18 protein-coding genes are annotated in these 18,980 nt (G+C 66.5%); 15 read left to right on the top strand and 3 right to left on the bottom strand.

What is annotated here, in order from left to right:
- The first annotated feature begins 211 nt into the window (after positions 1-211).
- Positions 212-634: an OsmC family protein gene (locus EOINJALH_RS19775; RefSeq protein WP_088283232.1), complete on the top strand. Its 423-nt coding sequence runs from the start codon at positions 212-214 to the stop codon at positions 632-634.
- Positions 635-673: 39 nt separating this feature from the next.
- On the opposite strand, the gene coq7 is transcribed toward EOINJALH_RS19775, so the two are convergent.
- Positions 674-1,294 carry a 2-polyprenyl-3-methyl-6-methoxy-1,4-benzoquinone monooxygenase gene (gene coq7 / locus EOINJALH_RS19770; RefSeq protein WP_234413945.1) on the bottom strand — a complete coding sequence of 207 codons (621 nt, stop codon included), beginning with the start codon at positions 1,292-1,294 and terminating at the stop codon, positions 674-676.
- A 258-nt stretch (positions 1,295-1,552) separates the two neighbouring features.
- Between coq7 and EOINJALH_RS19765 the strand changes: the two genes are divergently transcribed.
- The 5 genes from EOINJALH_RS19765 to EOINJALH_RS19745 all read left to right on the top strand — a co-directional run bounded on the left by EOINJALH_RS19765 (position 1,553) and on the right by EOINJALH_RS19745 (position 6,844).
- A complete protein-coding gene (locus EOINJALH_RS19765; protein WP_088283228.1) occupies positions 1,553-2,599 on the top strand; it encodes a porin in 1,047 nt (348 codons plus the stop codon).
- A 249-nt stretch (positions 2,600-2,848) separates the two neighbouring features.
- A complete protein-coding gene (locus EOINJALH_RS19760) occupies positions 2,849-3,832 on the top strand; it encodes an ABC transporter permease (RefSeq protein WP_088283226.1) in 984 nt (327 codons plus the stop codon).
- An 81-nt stretch (positions 3,833-3,913) separates the two neighbouring features.
- Positions 3,914-4,858, top strand: a complete 945-nt coding sequence (locus EOINJALH_RS19755; RefSeq protein WP_088283224.1) for an ABC transporter permease — start codon at positions 3,914-3,916, stop codon at positions 4,856-4,858.
- Between the two features lie 7 nt (positions 4,859-4,865).
- Complete coding sequence (locus tag EOINJALH_RS19750; protein ID WP_088283222.1) at positions 4,866-5,855, top strand: ABC transporter ATP-binding protein; 990 nt, start codon at positions 4,866-4,868, stop codon at positions 5,853-5,855.
- Positions 5,852-6,844, top strand: coding sequence for an ABC transporter ATP-binding protein (locus tag EOINJALH_RS19745; RefSeq protein ID WP_088283220.1), 993 nt, complete (start codon positions 5,852-5,854; stop codon positions 6,842-6,844). The genes EOINJALH_RS19750 and EOINJALH_RS19745 overlap by 4 nt, the downstream gene beginning before the upstream one ends.
- A 28-nt stretch (positions 6,845-6,872) precedes the next feature.
- Here EOINJALH_RS19745 and EOINJALH_RS31325 read toward each other — a convergent pair whose 3' ends face one another.
- Positions 6,873-7,061, bottom strand: a complete 189-nt coding sequence (locus EOINJALH_RS31325) for an LPS translocon maturation chaperone LptM (protein WP_144290103.1) — start codon at positions 7,059-7,061, stop codon at positions 6,873-6,875.
- A gap of 30 nt (positions 7,062-7,091) precedes the next feature.
- Between EOINJALH_RS31325 and cyaY the strand changes: the two genes are divergently transcribed.
- Positions 7,092-7,433: an iron donor protein CyaY gene (gene cyaY, locus EOINJALH_RS19740; protein WP_234413943.1), complete on the top strand. Its 342-nt coding sequence runs from the start codon at positions 7,092-7,094 to the stop codon at positions 7,431-7,433.
- 47 nt (positions 7,434-7,480) lie between these two features.
- On the opposite strand, the gene EOINJALH_RS19735 is transcribed toward cyaY, so the two are convergent.
- Positions 7,481-9,772, bottom strand: a complete 2,292-nt coding sequence (locus tag EOINJALH_RS19735) for a penicillin-binding protein 1A (RefSeq protein ID WP_088283216.1) — start codon at positions 9,770-9,772, stop codon at positions 7,481-7,483.
- A gap of 282 nt (positions 9,773-10,054) precedes the next feature.
- Between EOINJALH_RS19735 and EOINJALH_RS19730 the strand changes: the two genes are divergently transcribed.
- Genes EOINJALH_RS19730 through aroB form a run of 8 tightly spaced genes read left to right on the top strand, consistent with a single transcriptional unit; the run spans position 10,055 to position 18,977 of the window.
- Positions 10,055-11,134: a pilus assembly protein PilM gene (locus EOINJALH_RS19730; protein WP_404872779.1), complete on the top strand. Its 1,080-nt coding sequence runs from the start codon at positions 10,055-10,057 to the stop codon at positions 11,132-11,134.
- Positions 11,131-11,784, top strand: a complete 654-nt coding sequence (locus tag EOINJALH_RS19725; RefSeq protein WP_088283214.1) for a PilN domain-containing protein — start codon at positions 11,131-11,133, stop codon at positions 11,782-11,784. The genes EOINJALH_RS19730 and EOINJALH_RS19725 overlap by 4 nt, the downstream gene beginning before the upstream one ends.
- A gap of 15 nt (positions 11,785-11,799) precedes the next feature.
- The gene (locus tag EOINJALH_RS19720) at positions 11,800-12,495 is read left to right on the top strand and encodes a type 4a pilus biogenesis protein PilO (RefSeq protein WP_088283212.1); all 696 of its coding nucleotides are present in this window, start codon (positions 11,800-11,802) and stop codon (positions 12,493-12,495) included.
- Between the two features lie 23 nt (positions 12,496-12,518).
- Positions 12,519-13,034, top strand: coding sequence for a pilus assembly protein PilP (locus tag EOINJALH_RS19715; protein ID WP_088283210.1), 516 nt, complete (start codon positions 12,519-12,521; stop codon positions 13,032-13,034).
- Complete coding sequence (pilQ, locus tag EOINJALH_RS19710; RefSeq protein ID WP_088283208.1) at positions 13,031-15,196, top strand: type IV pilus secretin PilQ; 2,166 nt, start codon at positions 13,031-13,033, stop codon at positions 15,194-15,196. The genes EOINJALH_RS19715 and pilQ overlap by 4 nt, the downstream gene beginning before the upstream one ends.
- A 42-nt stretch (positions 15,197-15,238) precedes the next feature.
- Positions 15,239-17,278, top strand: a complete 2,040-nt coding sequence (locus tag EOINJALH_RS19705; RefSeq protein WP_088283206.1) for a hypothetical protein — start codon at positions 15,239-15,241, stop codon at positions 17,276-17,278.
- Positions 17,279-17,280: 2 nt separating this feature from the next.
- Positions 17,281-17,874, top strand: a complete 594-nt coding sequence (locus EOINJALH_RS19700) for a shikimate kinase (RefSeq protein ID WP_088283663.1) — start codon at positions 17,281-17,283, stop codon at positions 17,872-17,874.
- Positions 17,871-18,977, top strand: coding sequence for a 3-dehydroquinate synthase (gene aroB / locus EOINJALH_RS19695; protein ID WP_088283204.1), 1,107 nt, complete (start codon positions 17,871-17,873; stop codon positions 18,975-18,977). Before EOINJALH_RS19700 ends, aroB begins: the two co-directional genes overlap by 4 nt.
- Positions 18,978-18,980: the final 3 nt, after the last annotated feature.

Raw genomic sequence — 18,980 nt, 5'->3', positions numbered from 1 at the left:
TCTCTGCTGGCTGCAGTCTAGTCGCGAGAATGCTGCGCCGCAATAAGATCGGTTGCCGAAACCCTAGGGGCCCCGCTCAAATGGGTGGTGCGCCCTGCACCCCGGCGGTGCCCCAACTTGGACTCTGCCATCCACGACCGCCCTTCGAGGCGCTCGCGCGTTCTCGGATGCGACCCGCCGTAGACTCCCGTGCGCAATGGGAGATGGTTCGATGGAATGCAAGATTCACTGGGTGCCCGCCAGCGGCATGGCCATGGTGGCCGAAACGGGCAGTGGACACCTGCTGACGATGGACGGCGCACCGGATGGCGGTGGGCGCAACCTGGCGCCGCGGCCGATGGAAACGCTGCTGGCCGGGGCCGGGGGCTGCACCGCCTACGACGTGGTGCTGATCCTCAAGCGCGGCCGGCATGAGGTGACTGGCTGCGATGTGCAACTGAAGGCCGAGCGCGCCGCCGCCGACCCGAAGGTCTTCACGAAGCTGCACCTGCATTTTGTTGTCACCGGCCGCAACCTGCCCGAGGCCGCCGTGGCTCGCGCCATCGAGCTGTCGCATGAGAAGTACTGCTCGGCGACCATCATGCTCGGCAAGACCGCCGAGGTGAGCACCAGCCACGAAGTCGTCAACGGCTGATGCTGCTTGGCGCGCGTGCGCCGCGCCCACGGACCTGGGTCAGATCACGTGCGCGGTGCGTGTCATCACGCGGGCGGCGGCACGCATCAACCAGGCCACGGGTGGCGGCACCAGGGCGGCTCCGGCCTGTTCGGCCTCGTCGGCATGGCGGGCCTCGTCGTCCTTCATCTGGGCCACCACGGCGCGCGAGGCGTGATCACCCGCGGGCAGGCGCTCGAGGTGGCTGTCGAGGTGTCGCTCGACCTGGCGCTCGGTCTCGACCAGGAAGCCCAGGCTGCGCGCATCGCCGACGCTGCCGGCCGCCAGGCCAATGGCGAAGGCGCCGGCATACCACAGCGGATTGAGCAGGCTGGGGCGGCTCCCCAGGTCATCCAGCCGCTGCTCGCACCACGCCAGGTGATCGGTCTCGTCGCGTGCGGCGGCGCGCATCTGGCGACGAAGTTCGGGCGATCGCGCCGTCAGCGCCTGGGCCGCATAGAGGGCCTGCGCGCACACTTCGCCGACATGGTTGACGCGCATCAGCGCGCCCGAGAGGCGGCGCTCTTCGGGCGAAAGCTCCACCGACACGGCGGTCGGGATCGGTCGCGCCGCATGGGCGCTGCGGCTCAGCGTGCGCAGCGCGAGATCGATCGATTCGAGGACGGCATCGGTGTCTGGCATGAGCGCCAGCATAGCCCAGCCATCCCTGGCCTTGCTGAAATGTGTCTCTCGTGTGATCCCAGCGGCCCCGGACGCCACGTTGTTGTCAGGCAACATTTGCTTGTGATTTTCCGGCCAATGCTTGGCAAGCCATCCAGCGGTCTGGTGCAATAGCCGCAACTTCCGATGAGGAGGTTGGCCTGACCGGCCCGCGCCCTTCCCGGTGGGCGGGTTCTCTACGGGATCGGGACCTCTTGTTCAACCTAGGAGATTTACGCAATGAAAAAGTCTTTGCTCGCTCTGGCCGTGATCGGCTTTGCCGGTGCCGCTTCGGCCCAATCGTCGGTGACCCTGTTCGGTATCGTTGACGCGGCCTACGGCCACGTTTCGGCTGGCGGCCGTTCTGCCTCCGGCATCACGAACTCCGGCCTGAACAGCAGCCGTCTGGGCTTCCGCGGCGTCGAAGACCTCGGCGGTGGCATGAAGGCCGCCTTCCATCTGGAAGGCCAGTTGGACAACGACACCGGCACCGGCCGCTCGGGAACAGCCGCGTCTGGCGGTGGTCTGAACTTCCAGCGCCGTTCGACCGTCAGCCTGCTGGGCGGCTTCGGTGAAGTCCGCATCGGTCGCGACTACTCGCCGAACTTCTGGAACACCACGATCTATGACCCGTTCGGCACGAACGGCGTGGGCCAGTCGCTGACCCCGGCCATGCTCGCCAACATCGGCACCGGAACGAACTCCAGCGCGGTGCGCACCAGCAATTCCATCTCGTACTTCACGCCGGCAATGGGCGGCATCGGCCTTCAAGTCATGAAGGGCTTCGGCGAGAACGCCGGTGGCGTCAAGACCGGCAACTACATGGGCTTCCGCGCCGGCTACGCCGCGGGCCCGCTGTCGGTTGACTACTCCTACGCCAAGACCGAAGGCGCTACCGACGCTGCCGACACCAAGTACAGCAACATCGGCGCCTCGTTCGACCTCGGCATGGTCAAGCCGCAGTTCATCTGGGCCCAGGAAAAGACCAGCGCTGGCGCGAAGATCGGCGCCTGGCAGCTGGGCCTGACCGCCCCGATGGGCCAGGGCGAGTTCCGCGCTGCCTACAGCCGCTACGACGTCAAGAACAGCGCCAACGACTGGAACAAGTTCGCGTTGGGCTATGGCTACAACCTGTCGAAGCGCACGCAGCTGTACACCACGTACGCCCGCGTGAGCAACAAGGGTGCGCAAGTCGTCGCCGTGTCCAACAACGGCCTGTCGGCTGGCGCCGCTGCTGCTGGTGGCAACTCCACCGGCTACGAGTTCGGCGTTCGCCACTCGTTCTGATTGGTCTTCGAGATCCTTCGGGGTCTCGACCACCGCAAAGCCGCCCTTCGGGGCGGTTTTTTTTCGCCGATCATCTTCAGGCAATGGCGTCAGGCCGCCCCTCTGTCTCTCGGGGGTTCCCCGTTTGCGGGCGGCACACGAATTGCGTGATGATTCCGTCTTCCTTGTCCACCGGCGCCTTCGCGCAGGCGTGGGACCGTGCCGCGCCGTCGCGCATGCACGGGTCCGCGGTCATGCCGTTCACCTGTCATGCTTGCCTTCATCCTGCGCCGCTTGTTCCAGGCCATGATCGTGATGCTCACGGTCGCCTTCATCGCCTTCATGCTGTTCCAGTACGTGGGCGACCCGGTCACCAACCTGCTGGGCCAGGATGCGACGGTCGAGCAGCGGCAGAAGTTGCGCACCGACCTGGGGCTGGATCAACCGTTTCCGGTTCAGTTCGCACGCTTCATCGGCAACGCGGTGCAGGGCGAGTTCGGGCTGAGCCTCAGGCAGGGGCGCAAGGTCTCGGCGCTGATCGCCGAACGGTTCCCGGCCACGCTCGAGCTCGCCGCGCTGGCGGCGGTGATGGGCCTGGCGCTGGGCATCCCGCTGGGCGTGTATGCCGCGCTCAGGCGTGGCACCTTCATGTCGCAGGTGGTGATGACGGGTTCGCTGCTGGGCGTGTCGCTGCCCAACTTCCTGATCGGCATCCTGTTCATCCTGCTGTTTGCGGTCACCTTGAAGTGGCTGCCCAGTTTCGGACGCGGCGAGGTGGTGGCGATCGGGCCTTTCACCACCGGCTTGCTCACGGTCGACGGTCTCAAGCACCTGCTGCTGCCGGCGCTGACCTTGTCCTTGTTCCCGATGACGCTGGTGCTGCGCCTCGTGCGTTCGGAAATGCTGGAGGTGCTGCGCACCGATTACATCAAGTTCGCCCGGGCGCGCGGCCTGCCCGATCGCCGGGTGTACTTCGGGCACGCGTTGAAGAACACGCTGGTCCCGGTGATCACCATCGCCGGCCTGCAACTGGGGGCGATCATCGCTTTCGCCATCGTCACCGAGACGGTGTTCCAGTGGCCCGGCATGGGCCTGCTGTTCATCCAGGCGGTGCAATTCGCCGACATCCCCGTGATGGCGGCGTACCTGTGCCTGATCGCGCTGATCTTCGTCTCGATCAACCTGGCGGTCGACCTGCTTTACTTTGCGGTCGACCCCCGCCTTCGCCTCGAACGCTCGACCGTGGGACATTGACATGACGGGCCGCCCACTTCACCGCATTCGCCACCTCGGGGAGGGCGTGTCGTTCCGCCCGTCCGGCCGGGCGGTTTCCACATGAGTGCACCTTCGACACCCGTGACGGCCGAGGCACCCGGGGCCCTGGCCCGATTCCTCGACGGCGACGTCTGGTTCAGTTTCAAGAATTCGCCGGTCGCCATCGGCGCCACCGTCGTTGCCATCCTGTGCGCCGTGTTCGCGCTCGGCGCGCCCTGGCTGGCGCCACACAACCCGCTCGACCTCGCCTCGCTCGACCTGATGGACGCGCGCCTGCCGCCCGCCTGGATGCCCGACGGCAAGGCCGCCTACCTGCTGGGCACCGACGATCAGGGCCGCGACATCCTCTCGGCCTTGATGTACGGCTCGCGCATCTCGCTCTTCGTCGGTCTGGCCTCGGTGCTGGTGTCGGTGGTGATCGGCGTGGGCCTCGGCCTGCTGTCGGGCTATGTGGGCGGCCGCGTCGACAGCTTCATCATGCGCGTGTGCGACGTGATGCTGTCGTTCCCGTCGATCCTGATCGCGCTGCTCATCGACGGTGTTGGCCGGGCGATGTTTCCCAACGCGCACGATACGCTGGCCTTCACCGTGCTCATCATCTCGATCTCGCTCACGGGCTGGGTGCAGTATGCGCGCACGGTTCGTGGGTCGACGCTGGTCGAGCGCCAGCGCGAGTACGTGCAGGCCGCGCGCGTGATCGGCGTCAGCCCGGCGCGCATCATGCGGCGCCACGTGCTGCCCAACGTGCTCGGGCCGGTGCTGGTGCTGGCCACCATCCACATCGCCACGGCCATCATCACCGAGGCCACGCTGTCCTTCCTGGGCGTCGGCGTGCCGCCGACCTCGCCGTCGCTGGGCACGCTGATCCGCGTCGGCCAGGATTTCCTGTTCTCCGGCGAGTGGTGGATCACCATCTTCCCGGGCCTGGTGCTGGTGACCATCGCGCTGTCGGTGAACCTGCTCGGCGACTGGTTGCGCGATGCGCTCAACCCGCGCTTGCGCTGAGTTCGAGATGACCGTGGCTTCCCCCCTCCTCGAAGTGCGCCACCTGAAGGTGGAATTCCCCACGCGCCGTGGCACGCTGCTGGCCCTGGACGACGTGTCCTTCGACATCGCGCCGGGCGAGATCCTGGGCGTGGTGGGCGAATCCGGTGCGGGCAAGTCGCTCACTGGCGCGGCCATCATCGGCCTGCTCGAACCGCCGGGCCGCATCGCCGGCGGCGAGATCCTGCTCGGCGGCGAGCGCATCGACAATTTGCCGCACGAACGCATGCGCGAGATCCGCGGCCGCCGCATCGGCGCGATCTTCCAGGATCCGCTCACCTCGCTCAACCCGCTGGTCACCGTGGGCGGCCAGATCATCGAGACCATCCAGGTCCACCTGAAGCTGGGTTTTGCCGAGGCGCGGCAGCGGGCGATCCACCTGCTGCAGGAAACCGGCATCCCGGCAGCCGAGCACCGCATCGACCAGTACCCCCACCAGTTCTCCGGCGGCATGCGACAGCGGGTGGTCATCGCGCTGGCATTGGCGGCAGAACCGCAGTTGATCGTCGCCGACGAACCCACCACGGCGCTCGACGTGTCGATCCAGGCGCAGATCATCAGCCTGCTCAAGCGCCTGACGCGCGAGCACGGCGCGGCGGTGATGCTGGTCACCCACGACATGGGCGTCATCGCCGAGGCCTGCGACCGGGTGGCCGTCATGTACGCGGGCCGCATCGCCGAGATCGGCCCGGTGGCCGATGTCATCCACCGACCGGCGCACCCTTACACGGTGGGATTGATGGGCTCGATCCCCTCGATGGAGGGCGAGCGCGAGCGGCTGATGCAGATCGACGGTGCGATGCCGCGGCTGAATGCCATCCCGACGGGGTGTGCCTTCAACCCGCGCTGCCCGCAGGCCTTCGAACGTTGCCGCCGCGAGCAGCCCGCCCTGCTGGCGGCCGACCGCACCCGCGCGGCCTGCTGGCTGCACGCGACGGATGCGGGGGGCGGGCGATGACCGCGCTGGTGCAGGTGGAGGATCTGGCCAAGACCTTCGACGTCTCGGCGCCTTGGCTCAATCGGGTGATCGAGCGCCGGCCGCGGCAGTTCGTGCATGCCGTCGACGGCGTGAGCTTTTCGATCGAGCGCGGCAAGACGCTCGCGCTGGTGGGCGAATCGGGATGCGGCAAGAGCACCGTCGCGCGTTTGCTGGTGGGCCTTTACGCGCCGTCGCGCGGCAGCGTGGCCTTCGATGGGGTGGACACTCAGGCGACGTTGGCGTCGCCGCAGGCCCGTGCGTTGCGCAAGCGCATGCAGATGATCTTCCAGGACCCCTATGCCAGCCTCAACCCGCGCTGGACAGTGCGCGACATCGTCGCCGAACCGATCACCGAGCACGGCCTGGTCACCGACGCCGACACGTTGAAGGCCAAGGTTGGCGAACTGCTCGCGTCGGTGGGGCTGGCGCCCGCCGACATGGTGAAGTTTCCGCACCAGTTCTCGGGCGGGCAGCGGCAGCGCATCTCGATCGCCCGCGCGCTGGCCACCGAGCCCGAGTTCCTGGTGTGCGACGAGCCCACCTCGGCACTGGACGTGTCGGTGCAGGCCCAGGTGCTCAACATCATGAAGGACCTGCAGCGCCAGCGCGGCCTGACCTACCTGTTCATCTCGCACAACCTGGCGGTGGTGCGGCACGTGAGCGACCAGGTCGGCGTGATGTACCTGGGCCGCCTGGTCGAACTGGCCGACCGGCCCGACCTGTTCACACGGCCGCGGCACCCCTACACCCGCATGCTGCTCGACGCGATCCCCGACGTGGCCATGTCCGGCCGCTCGCGCACGCCGGTTCAGGGCGAGGTGCCCAACCCGCTGAACCCGCCCAGCGGTTGCGCGTTCCACCCGCGCTGTCCGCATGCCAATGCGCGGTGCTCGGTAGTGCGCCCGTCGCTGGGCGCCTTCCAGGGCATCCAGGTGGCGTGCCACGCGGTGACCGAAGGGCGGATCTGACGACGCTGCCGATGGCGCACCACCGGACTCAATTGCCGGGCTGGGTGCGTCCGGTGCCCGCGGGGGACGAGGCTGCGCCGGCCGCCGTCGACTGGGTCGAGGTGGGATGCACCAGCGGGCCCTTCTGGCCACAGCCCATCAGGGCGATGACCACGCTGCCGATGACGAACCCTGTGCCGCCCATCCGGCGCACCGCTACACTGGACTTTCGTTTCATGCCGCGATCTTACCGACCATGTCCCCGACCTTGAGCGATGCCCAGTACGACGCCCTGAGCCGCGAGGTCCTCCGGGCCATCGAGACAACCGTCGACCGCTGGCTCGACGAGGACGTGATCGACATCGACACCCACCGCACCGGCGGTCTGCTGGAGTTGTCTTTTCCGGATGGCAGCAAGCTCATCGTCAACACGCAGCCGCCCCTGCACGAGATCTGGCTGGCCGCGAAATCGGGCGGCCGGCATTTCCGGCACGAGGCGGGTCGCTGGATCGACACGCGCGACGGCTCGGAGTTCTTTGCCGTGCTCTCCGCGGCGGCCACCGAGCAGGGCCGGCAGGCCTTGAGTTTCACGCCACCTTCAGCGGGCTGACCAGCCCGCGGCGCCGCCGTCTTGCCCGGGCGCGCCGCTGCGGGCCGTCAGCGGCGGAACAAGTCCAGGATGCTGTTGCGCTCTTCTTCCGTGGGCGAGCCGGGCAGCTTGTCGTCCAGGCCCACGCTGCCCACGCCGGCGCCCGGACCGTACTCATCGTAGATCCAGTCGTTGCCGACACGCATGAGGCCTTCCGGCACCACGGCTTCTCGCACCGGCAGGCGCTTGAGCGCCTGGCCCATGTACTCGATCCAGACCGGCAGTGCCAGTCCGCCACCCGTCTCGCGATCGCCGAGCTTTCGCGGGTTGTCGTAGCCGATCCAGACGACGGCGGCCAGGTCGGGGTGATAGCCCGCAAACCATGCGTCCATCGAGTCGTTGGTGGTGCCGGTCTTGCCGTAGAAGTCGGCGCGCTTGAAGGCCTGGTAGACGCTTGCGGCCGTGCCGGCCCGGGTGACCTCGCCCATCAGTTGCGTCATCACGAAGGCGTTGCGGGCGTCGATTGCGCGCATCGATTCGTTCAGCTCCGGGGGCTTGCTCTGTTGAAGGATGCGGCCCTGGCTGTCGGTGACGCGGGTGATCAGCATCGGGTTCACGCGGTACCCGCCATTCGCGAAGACGCTGTAAGCCCCGACCATCTGCAGCGGCGTGACCGAGCCGGCCCCGAGTGCCATGGTGAGGAAGGGCGGATGCTTCTCGGCATCGAAGCCGAACTGCGTGGCCCAGGTCTGCGCGTGGTGCACGCCGATCGACTGCAGCACACGGATCGACACCATGTTCTTGGAGCGCGCGAGGCCCTGCTTCAGCGGCATCGGACCGTCGAACTTCCCGTCGTAGTTCTTTGGTTCCCAGGGTTGGCTGCCGGTGGCGCCGGCATCGAAAAACAAAGGGGCGTCGTTGACCACCGTCTGGGGCGTGAAGCCCTTCTCCAGTGCCGCGGAGTAGATGAAAGGCTTGAAGCTCGATCCGGGTTGGCGCCAGGCCTGCACCACGTGGTTGAACTTGCTCTTGTCGAAGTCGAAGCCGCCGACCAGCGCGCGGATGGCACCGGTGGAGGGCTCCATCGACACGAAGGCGCCTTCGACTTCGGGCAACTGAGTGAGCACCCAGTCACCCTTGGGGCCCTTGGCGGCGCGCACCACCGCACCTCGGCGGATCTGCGTCTTGGGCCCCGACTTGTCCGACAGGCCCGACGCCACCGGCCGCAGGCCGTCGCCAGCCACCGTGATGGATTCACCCGACTGCAACACGGCGACGACTTTCTTCGGACTGGCCTCCAGCACCACCGCGGCACGCAGTTCATCGTTGTCAGGATGGTCGGACAGCGCCTCGGCGATGCGGTTGTCCACGTCCCGGGGGTCGGCCGGCAGGTCGATGTAGGCCTCGGGACCGCGGTAGACCTGGCGACGCTCGTAGTTCAGCAGTCCGCGGCGCAGTGCCTTGTAAGCCACGGCCTGGTCGGCCGAATCCACCGTCACGTGAACCACCAAGCCGCGGGTGGTGGTTTCCTCGCCGTACTGGCTGAAGATCAGTTGGCGGACCGTCTCGGCCACGAACTCGGCATGCAGGCCGGATTCCGTGTTGCCCCTGTAGACCAGGGTCTGCTTGCGGGCGGCCTCGGCCTGGGGAGCGGCGATGAAGCCGTTGTCCAGCATGCGCTGGATGATGTACTGCTGGCGCCGCGTGGCGCGCTGGGGGTTGACGATCGGGTTGTAGGCCGACGGGGCCTGCGGCAGGCCAGCCAGCATGGCCGCCTCGGCCACGGTCACTTCCTGCAGCGGCTTGCCGAAGTAGATCTCGCTGGCCGCGGCAAAGCCGTAGGCGCGCTGGCCGAGGTAGATCTGGTTCATGTAGACCTCGAGGATCTGCTCCTTGCTGAGCTGACTCTCGATCTTCAGCGCGAGCAGGATCTCGTAGATCTTCCGGGTGAAGGTCTTCTCGGTGGACAGGTAGAAGTTGCGCGCCACCTGCATCGTGATGGTCGAGGCCCCCTGGCTCTTGGCCTTGTTGAACTGCGCCAGGCCGGCGCGTATGACGCCGAGGTAGTCGACGCCACCGTGGCGATAGAAGCGTGCATCCTCGATGGCCAGCACGGCGTCCTGCATCACCTTGGGGATCTGCCCGATCGGCATGAAGCGGCGGCGTTCTTCGCCGAACTCGGCCAGCAACACGCCATCGGACGACATGATGCGCAGTGGCAAGCGCGGCCGGTAATCCGTCAGGCCGCTGATCGGCGGCAGGTTGGGGTAGGCCACCGCGAGCGCGAGCGACACCAGGATCATCACCGTCAGGACACCGGCGCCCACCGCGGCCGCGGCCCAGGCCAGCACCCGGAGCATCCGACGGGCCAAGCCGCTGGTCGGCGCACCCGTTGGCGACGTGGGTTGTGGTCCTTGGTTCACGCGCAGGAGTGTATAGAAGGCCCTGGGCATCGAGCGATCGACCGGGCTCGCAACAAAGTGCGCCTTGTTTCAAATGCCTGTCCATGCGTCGGCCCGTCGCAACGAGACTACAGGTTGTGGCGGGCAAATTCCTTTGGTGCACAAAGGCTTTACTGCTAGCATTGAAGTAACTTCTTAAGATTTGAATAACCCTTTTTCTGCCCGTCGGGGGAGTTTGTCGTGAGCCTTCTGGACCTGCTGCTGGGTCGCAAGCATGCGCCGATGGTCGGGCTGGACATCAGTTCATCGAGCGCCAAGCTCGTCGAACTGGGCCAGGCGGCCAACGGCGAGTACGTGCTCGAGCGATTCGCCTCGGAGCCCTTCGAGAAGGGCTGGATCACTGACGGCCAGATCGAGAAATTCGACGAGGTTGCCGAGGCGGTGCGCAAGCTCGTGCAAAAAAGCGGCACCAAGACCAAGCAAGTGGTCATGGCCATGCCGCAGTCTGCGGTGATCACCAAGAAGATCGTGCTGCCCTCGGGCCTGCGCGAAGAGGAACTCGAACTCCAGGTCGAGTCGGAGGCCAACCAGTACATCCCGTTCTCGCTCGACGAGGTGAGCCTCGACTTCTGCGTCATCGGGCCGAGCCCCACGTCCGGTGGCGACGTGGAGGTGCTGATCGCCGCGTCGCGCAAGGATCGTGTCCAGGACCGTCAAGGCCTGGCCGAGGCTGCCGGCCTGAAACCAGTGGTGCTCGACATCGAGTCCCATGCGTCGCGGCTCGCCATGAGCCGTGTTGTATCGGCGTTACCCAGTGGCGGGCGCGATGCCCTCGTGGCGCTGTTCGAGATCGGTGCCGACACCACCAGCCTCAAGGTCCTGCGCGACGACGAGATGCTGTACGACCGCGACCAGGCCTTCGGCGGTTCGCAACTCACGCAGTTGATCTCGCGTCAGTACGGCTTCTCGTTCGAAGAGGCCGAGCAGAAGAAGCTGGCCAACGACCTGCCCGACGACTACGACACGGCCATCCTTGCCCCGTTCGTGGACAGTTTGTCACAGGAAATCGGCCGCGCCCTGCAGTACTTCTTCACGAGTACGCCCCATCACAAGGTGCACTACGTGATGTTGGCCGGAGGCACTGCCACACTGCCGGGCCTGAAGGATCGGGTGACCGATCTCACCGGCTTCGCGTCGATGGTCGTCAACCCGTTCGACAACATGAGGTTCGGTTCCGGTGTGCGTGAAGCCAAGGTTCGCCGCGAGGCCCCGTCGTACCTGACGGCCTGTGGCTTGGCCATGCGGAGGTTCGTGCAGTGATCCTGATCAACCTGCTGCCCCATCGTGAAGAGCGTCGTCGACAACGCAAGGTGGCCTTCTTCGTGGGGCTGGCGGCGGCCGCGATGGCAGGCATGCTCATCGCCGGCGTCTGGTACCTGGTCCTGCAACAGATGACAGCGGCCCAGCAGTCGCGCAACGAGTTCCTGACCTCCGAGATCAAGCGGCTCGAGGGCCAGATCAAGGACATCGCCACCCTGCGCGCCGAAATCGACAGCCTGAAGGCGCGCCAGAAGGCCGTGGAAGATCTGCAGACCAACCGCAACATCCCGGTGTATCTGCTCGACGAGCTTGTTCGCTACACCCCTGAGGGCATCTACCTCACCTCGGTCAAGCAGAGCGGGGCGCAGGTGGTGGTCACCGGCGTGGCGCAGACCAACGAGCGGGTGTCCGAGTTTCTGCGCAATACGCAGAATCAGTCGAAGTGGCTGCACAAGCCCGAACTCGTCGAAATCAAGGCAGTCACCCAGGCCGCCACGCCAGGCAGCCGCGAACAGCGCCGCTTGTTCGATTTCTCGATGAAGGTCTCGCTGACCCAGCCTGCCGCGGCGCCACCGGCCGCCCCAGCGGCGTCGGGCGCGGTGCCGCTGCCAGGTGCGCGTCCGGCGCCCGGCGCCGGCAAGGCGGCCTGAAGGAGGTTCATCGTCATGGCACACACCACCAGTCCGGTCAATCTCGACAGCATCAGCCGGCTCAACCGTGCAGGTTCCCAGTTCAAGGGCCTGAATCCGCGGGAGCCTGGGCAGTGGCCGCTCCTGCCCAAGCTGTGCGCATGGGCGGCTGCTGCGGCGGCCGTCGTGGGCTTGCTTTGGGTCGGTCTGGTGTCCGACGCGGACGCCGAACTCGAAGCCGCTCGCAAGCGGGAGCCCGAGCTCAAGAATGACTACCGCAACAAGTTGGGACAGGCCGTCAATCTCACCGAGTTGCGCAAGCAGAAGCAACAGGTGCAGGAGTACGTGACGCAGCTCGAGAAGCAGTTGCCGGGCAAGGCCGACATGGATGCGTTGCTGTCCGACATCAATCAGGCGGGCATCGGACGCGGTCTGCAGTTCGAGTTGTTCCGACCGGGCCTGGTGGAACTGAAAGACTACTACGCGGAACTGCCGATTGCCCTTCGGGTCACGGGCCGCTACCACGACATCGGGGCGTTTGCCGCTGATGTGGCCAACCTGTCGCGCATCGTGACATTGCACAACCTGGCGATCGCGACCCCTCCGAAGGACACCTCCGGGCTGTTGTCGATGGATGCGACGGCACGCACCTACCGCTATCTGGACGTCAACGAGATCGCGGAAATTCGCAAGGCCAAGTCGGATGCCGCGGCCAAGGGAGCCAAGAAATGAGGTCGTGGACAGCCGCGGTGCCCATGCCGCTGGCCCTGGTGTTGAGCCTGTTGCTGGCGGCCTGCGGGGCCGAGCAGGAGGAACTGAATGTCTGGATGGAGCAGCAGCGCCGGGAGGTGAAGCCGAACGTTCAGCCGCTCGCTGCGCCCAAGCGATTCGATCCAGCGCCGTTCAACGCCACCCAGCTGGTCGACCCGTTCAGCAACCAGAAGCTCAGTGTCGCGATCAAGCAGGAAGCGAGGCAGCCCAATTCGCTGCTGGCGTCGGAGATGAACCGTCGCAAGGAGCCGCTGGAGTCCTACCCGACGGACGGCATGGTCATGGTCGGCAGCGTCACCAAGTCGGGCAAGCCCGTGGCGCTGCTGAAGGTGGACAGCCTGCTGTATCAGGTGAAGCTTGGCGACTACCTCGGACAGAACTTCGGAAAGATCACACGCATCTCGGAGACGGAAGTGAGCCTGCGCGAGATCGTGCAGGACGCCGCCGGCGAATGGATAGAGCGCACCAGCACGCTCCAGCTGCAGGAGAAGGCGCGATGAATCACACGCAGGAGAAACACAACATGCTCAACTGGCGTGCCCGGCTGCTTGCCGTCGTGCTGGCGCTCTTGTCCCCGCTGGCGGCCGTGGCGCAGAACGCGATCCAGTCGATCACCAGCACCCAGCAGGCCGGAGCGGAGGTGGTGCGCATCGAACTGTCCGAGCCTCTTGCTGCGGTGCCGAAGGGGTTCTCCGTGCAGGCGCCCCCCCGCGTCGCCATCGATCTGCCGGGAGTCGTCAACGCGATCGGCCGCTCCGTGGTCGAGATCAATCAGGGCAACCTGCGGGCGGTCAACATCGCCCAGGCCGGTGACCGCACGCGCCTGGTGCTCAACCTTCGGCAGGCGTCCAACTACCGCGCCGAGCTGCAAGGCAAGGCACTCCTGCTGGTGCTCGAGGCCCCATCGGCACCCGCCATGGCGTCGGCGTCCACCACCGAACAGCCCGCGCCATTCGCCCCCAGCCAGAACAAGGATCAGTTGCCCCTGCGCGACATCGATTTTCGTCGTGGCCCCGATGGGGCAGGCCGCGTGGTCGTGTCGCTGGCCAGCACGCAGGTGGGTGTCGACATCCGACAGCAGGGCCAGACCCTGGTCGTCGAGTTCATGCGGTCCAGCCTGCCCGACACCCTGCGGCGCCGGCTCGATGTGTCGGATTTCGGCACGCCGGTCCACAGTGTTTCCACCTTCCAGTCGGGCGACCGGGTGCGGATGGTGGTCGAGCCGCGCGGCTCCTGGGAGCACAGTGCCTACCAGAGCGACAACCAGTTTGTGCTCGAGGTGCGGCCGATGAAGGTCGACCCGAACAAGCTCACACAGGGTCCGGGGTATTCGGGCGAGAAGCTGTCGCTCAATTTCCAGAACATCGAGGTTCGGGCGCTGTTGCAGGTCATCGCCGATTTCACCAACTTCAACGTGGTGACCAGCGACACGGTCACCGGCAATGTGACGTTGCGGCTGAAGGACGTGCCGTGGGATCAGGCGCTGGACATCATCATGCAGAGCAAGGGGCTCGGCGTTCGCAAATCCGGCAATGTGCTGTGGATCGCGCCGAAGGATGAGCTCGCCGCCAAGGAGCAGGTCGAGCTCGAGTCCAAGAAAAAGATCGCAGACCTCGAGCCGGTGCGCACCCAATCTTTCCAGCTGAACTACACCAAGGCCGAGGAAGTGGCCAAGGGGCTGGTCGGCCAGAATCTGGGCGGCGGCACAGGCGGCGGCGCCGCCTCGCGCATCCTGACGTCCCGCGGCAGCGTGATCTTCGAGACCCGCACCAATCAACTCTTCGTCACCGACATCCCGTCGAAGCTCGAGGAGATCCAGGCCATGGTCGCCAAGATCGACATCCCGGTGCGCCAGGTGCTGATCGAGGCGCGCATCGTCGAGGCAGATGACAAGTTTGGCCGTGCCCTGGGCGTCAAGCTCGGCGCGGTTGACGTCCGGGGCCTCAGTGGAGGTGTGCCCGGCTACAGCGTGGGCGGTGGCAACTACATGCAGTTCGCCGGCAACTACGTCAGCGCCAACAAGCAACTCGGGTTGATCAGTGAGACCATCGATGTGGCCGAGACGCAGTTCGTCAACCTGCCGGCTGCGTCAGTGAACGGGGCGCAGGCCGCGTCCCTGGCGTTGTCGCTGTTCAGCCCGACCGCCAACCGGATCCTCAACCTCGAACTCTCTGCCCTGGAGGCCGACGGCAAGGGCAAGATCATTTCCAGCCCGCGTGTCATCACCTCCGACCAGGGCAAGGCCGTGATCGAACAGGGCGAAGAGATTCCCTACCAGGTGGCCACGTCCAGCGGCGCCACGTCCATCCAGTTCAAGAAGGCCAGCCTGAAACTGGAGGTGACGCCGCAGATCACTCCGGAAGGCAGTGTGATCATGGAACTGGACATCGCCAAGGACAGCCGCGGCGTTGCCACGCTCGCCGGCCCAGCCATCAACACCAAGCATGCCCGCACCCAGGTGCTGGTCGAGAACGGCGGCACGGTGGTCATTGGCGGCATCTTCACGCAGGAAGAGCGCAACGATGTCAACAAGGTGCCGGTGCTTGGCGACGTGCCGGTGCTCGGCCACCTGTTCCGCAACACGGTCAAGAACTCCAACAAGACCGAGTTGCTCATTTTCATCACGCCGAAGATCGTCACCGAACGGTCTGCCGCGCGTTAACCACGGCCTGATTCGATGATGAATGTCCAAGGAGTGAACTCCATGAAGACCTGGCGCGCATGGGCGGCCTGTCTGGCAACGGCCTTCCTGGCTGCGGCGTGTGGTGGCGGCGGCAGTGGCACGGGCACACCGCTGGTCGGCGGTGGCGACACGGGCGGCCCGGTGGTTGTCGGCCCCACGGCCAGTGATCTGGCGGTCACGGTGTCGGCTGCCACGATGCCGAACGTGGTGACTTCCTCGGTCGTGGTCACCGTGACGGCGGTCGATGCCAACCGGGCCACGATGGCCGACATCGGCGTCACGCTGTCCGTGGATTCGGGAGCGGTGATCCAGGCCAGTGCGGCCAAGACCAATGCCGCCGGACAGGTCACCGGCACTGTCACGATGGGCAGCGACACCACGCCCAGGCGGATCACCGTGACCGCGGTCAGTGGTTCGGTCACGCGCACCGCCACAGTCGACGTGGTCAGCACGGCCATCTCGGCGTCGGACCTCACCTTGACGATCGGCCCGCTGGCGGAACTGAAGAACTCCGGCTCGGAGACCGTGACGGCCACCGTGACGGCGGTCGACGCGAACCGTGCCACGGTGGCGGGCATCCCCGTGCGCCTGAGCGTCGACGCGGGCGCCACGATCCAGACCTCCGGCACCGTGACCAATGCTGCCGGCCAAGTGACGGGCACGATCCGGATCGGCGAGAACAAGGCCAATCGCACCATCATCGTCACGGCGGTCAGCGGCGGCATCACCCGCACCGCGGCCGTCCAGGTCGTCGGCACGACGATTTCGTCCACGGTGCTCGGCGCGGTGCTCCAGCCCAACCAAGCCGGCGAGATCCAGTACCTCGTCAAGGACAGTGCCGGCACCCCCATCCCGGGGCAGCCGATCGTCATCACCGGACCCGGGGGCGTGCAGACCTCCGCCGTGACCAGCGCCACCGGCTCCTATGACTACAAGTTCCTCGCGCCGTCGGTCACCGGCACGCTCATCGTCCGTGCGTCGTCCGCCGGCAAGGAGACGGAGTCCTCGATCCTCGTGGCATCGTCGACCTCTGGCTCCATCCCGGTCGTGACCACGCCGGTCCGTTCGTCGTCCCTGTCGGCGAACCCGAGTGTGGTTCCCATCAACACCACGGGCACCACCAACCGCTCGGAGGTGCGCGCGCTGTTCCTCAGCGACACGAACGCCCCGGTCAAGAACATCCGCGTGCGATTCGACCTGGACGGTGACCCCAATTCGATCGGCGGCAGCTTCACCTCGGGCACCACGCTGGTCTACAGCGACGCCAATGGCGTGGCCACCGCGGGCTACATCCCCGGCAGTCGCTTCAGCCCCACCGACGGGGTGTCGGTCCGGGCCTGCTGGTCGACGTCCGACTTCACACCTGGCACCTGCCCGAATGAGGTCAAGACCACGCTGACGGTGATTTCCGATGCCCTGTCGGTGTCGATCGGCACCAACAACCTGATCAGCGAAGGCGATTCGAAGCTCACCTACGTCACGCGTTATGTCGTGCAGGTGGTCGATTCGTCCGGCTTGGCTGCCGCCGGCGTGCAGGTCAGCGCCTCGGTCGATCTGCTCAACTACCTCAAGGGCTTCTGGGTCAAGGGCGCCGAATCCTGGGCTCAGCAGACCACGGCCCTCTGTGCCAACGAGGACCTGAACCGCAACGGCGTGGCCGAAGTGTTCAGCAATGGTGTGGTCGAGGATGCCAACGGCAGCTTCAACCTCACACCCGGCCGCCCGGCGCTGGAACCCCGCAGGGCCGACGTGGCCGTGTCGTTCGAAGGCTCCAGCCGCACCAACGCCATCGGGCAGGTCGTGATGCGGATCGAGTACCCACAGAACATCGGCTCCTGGGTTCAGTTCAACATCGTCGTGGCGGCCTCCGGGGTGGCGGGTACCGAAGGCCGGGCCAACTTCGACGGGACACTGTTGGTGCCCGCAGCGGTGGTCAACAACATCGATGCAGATCCGCCGTTCATTCGCAGCCCCTATGGCACTGCGGCCAGCGCGACGGTGGCGGCATCGATCCCGGGAAGCAGCCGTCCGCCGGTGCTGCTGTGCACTGAACCGCGTTGAGCATCTCGATCTCCCTGGTGGGCATGCCCGGTTGCGGGAAGTCCACCGTGGGGCGGCAACTGGCGCGCCAGTTGGGCTGGCGCCACGTCGACAGCGACACCGAGATCGAGCACCAGATTGGTGGCTCGATCCGATCGTTTTTCGAGCAGCATGGCGAGGACGCGTTTCGCGACATCGAGCAAGACGTCATTGAACGGCTGAGCCAGCTGCCTTCGACCGTGCTGGCCACGGGCGGCGGCGCGGTGCTCCGCGCGGCCAACCGCGAGGCGCTGGCCAAGCACACCCAGGTGGTTTACCTGAGGTCCACTCCGGACGAGCTGTTTCGACGCCTGCGCCACGACACCCAGCGCCCGCTGCTGCAGGTGCGCGACCCATTGCGTCGTCTGCGTGAGCTCTATCAGGAGCGCGACCCGCTGTACCGCCAGGCGGCGCGTTATGTCATCGAGACCGGGCGGCCGTCCGTCCCGACCCTGGTGAACATGATCCTGATGCAGCTGGAACTGGCCGGGGTGATCGACCCAGACCAGGTGCCGGCCACGGTGGGCCGAGTGCTGGCCCCGAGCCAGGACCGAGGCGACCTAAACTCCGGGGAATGAGCCCCGACACCCGCAGTACCCAGCGCGTGAGCATCGCGCTGGACAGCCGCAGCTACGACATCCACATCGGCAGTGGCCTCTTCGACGACCCGGCCAGCTGGCAGGGCCTGCCCGAATCGGCCGACGCGCTGGTGGTCACCAACACCACCGTGGCGCCACTGTACGGCGCCGCGCTGGCGCAGCGGCTTGCCCAGCGCCACCGACGGGTGCTGCAGGTGGCCTTGCCCGACGGCGAGGTGTACAAGGATTGGCAGCACCTCAACCTGATCTTCGACCGCCTGCTCGAGTCTGGGTGCGACCGCAAGACGGTGCTCTACGCCCTGGGTGGTGGGGTGGTCGGCGACATGACCGGTTTCGCCGCTGCCTCGTACATGCGCGGCGTGCCCTTCGTGCAGGTCCCGACCACCTTGCTCGCTCAGGTGGACTCGTCGGTCGGCGGCAAGACCGCCATCAACCACCCCGCCGGCAAGAACATGATCGGCGCGTTCTACCAACCGGCGCGGGTGCTGTGCGATCTCGATGTGCTGGACACCTTGCCCGACCGTGAACTGTCCGCGGGACTGGCCGAGGTGATCAAGTACGGGCCGATCGCCGATGTCGCCTTCCTCGACTGGATCGAGGGGCACGTGGACGCGCTGCGACAGCGCGACCGTGCCGCGCTGACCCATGCGGTGCAACGCTCGTGCGAGATCAAGGCCTGGGTCGTCGGCCAGGACGAGCGCGAGGCCGGACTGCGCGCCATCCTGAACTTCGGCCACACCTTTGGCCATGCGATCGAAGCTGGCTTGGGCTATGGCCAGTGGTTGCACGGCGAGGCCGTGGGCTGCGGCATGGTGCTGGCCACCGAACTGTCGATGCGCCTGGGCCTGGTCGATGCCGCGTTCGGTGCTCGATTGACCCGCCTGATCGAACGCGCCGGTCTGCCGACGCAGGCACCGCGCATGGACATCGACCGGTGGCTGCAACTCATGCGCGTGGACAAGAAGGCCGAGGGCGGCGAGATCCGCTTCGTGGTCATCGACGGTCCCGGGCGCGCCGCGGTGCGCGGCGCCTCGGATGCGCTGGTGGCCGACGTCATCCGCGCACACACACCGCCGGGCTGACCG

It is taken from the genome of Ideonella sp. A 288 (genome assembly GCF_002198735.1).
Lineage (GTDB): Bacteria > Pseudomonadota > Gammaproteobacteria > Burkholderiales > Burkholderiaceae_C > Pseudaquabacterium.
Note: the sequence above shows the minus strand (reverse complement) of the source record. Positions and strands in the feature narration are given on the sequence as shown.

Coding starts and splice junctions, on each gene's coding strand:
- EOINJALH_RS19775 (WP_088283232.1), top strand. CDS start 212: ATGGAATGCAAGATTCACTGGGTGCCCGCCAGCGGCATGGCCATGGTG.
- coq7 (WP_234413945.1), bottom strand. CDS start 1,294: ATGCCAGACACCGATGCCGTCCTCGAATCGATCGATCTCGCGCTGCGC.
- EOINJALH_RS19765 (WP_088283228.1), top strand. CDS start 1,553: ATGAAAAAGTCTTTGCTCGCTCTGGCCGTGATCGGCTTTGCCGGTGCC.
- EOINJALH_RS19760 (WP_088283226.1), top strand. CDS start 2,849: ATGCTTGCCTTCATCCTGCGCCGCTTGTTCCAGGCCATGATCGTGATG.
- EOINJALH_RS19755 (WP_088283224.1), top strand. CDS start 3,914: ATGAGTGCACCTTCGACACCCGTGACGGCCGAGGCACCCGGGGCCCTG.
- EOINJALH_RS19750 (WP_088283222.1), top strand. CDS start 4,866: ATGACCGTGGCTTCCCCCCTCCTCGAAGTGCGCCACCTGAAGGTGGAA.
- EOINJALH_RS19745 (WP_088283220.1), top strand. CDS start 5,852: ATGACCGCGCTGGTGCAGGTGGAGGATCTGGCCAAGACCTTCGACGTC.
- EOINJALH_RS31325 (WP_144290103.1), bottom strand. CDS start 7,061: ATGAAACGAAAGTCCAGTGTAGCGGTGCGCCGGATGGGCGGCACAGGG.
- EOINJALH_RS19735 (WP_088283216.1), bottom strand. CDS start 9,772: ATGCTCCGGGTGCTGGCCTGGGCCGCGGCCGCGGTGGGCGCCGGTGTC.
- EOINJALH_RS19720 (WP_088283212.1), top strand. CDS start 11,800: ATGGCACACACCACCAGTCCGGTCAATCTCGACAGCATCAGCCGGCTC.
- EOINJALH_RS19715 (WP_088283210.1), top strand. CDS start 12,519: ATGCCGCTGGCCCTGGTGTTGAGCCTGTTGCTGGCGGCCTGCGGGGCC.
- pilQ (WP_088283208.1), top strand. CDS start 13,031: ATGAATCACACGCAGGAGAAACACAACATGCTCAACTGGCGTGCCCGG.
- EOINJALH_RS19705 (WP_088283206.1), top strand. CDS start 15,239: ATGAAGACCTGGCGCGCATGGGCGGCCTGTCTGGCAACGGCCTTCCTG.
- aroB (WP_088283204.1), top strand. CDS start 17,871: ATGAGCCCCGACACCCGCAGTACCCAGCGCGTGAGCATCGCGCTGGAC.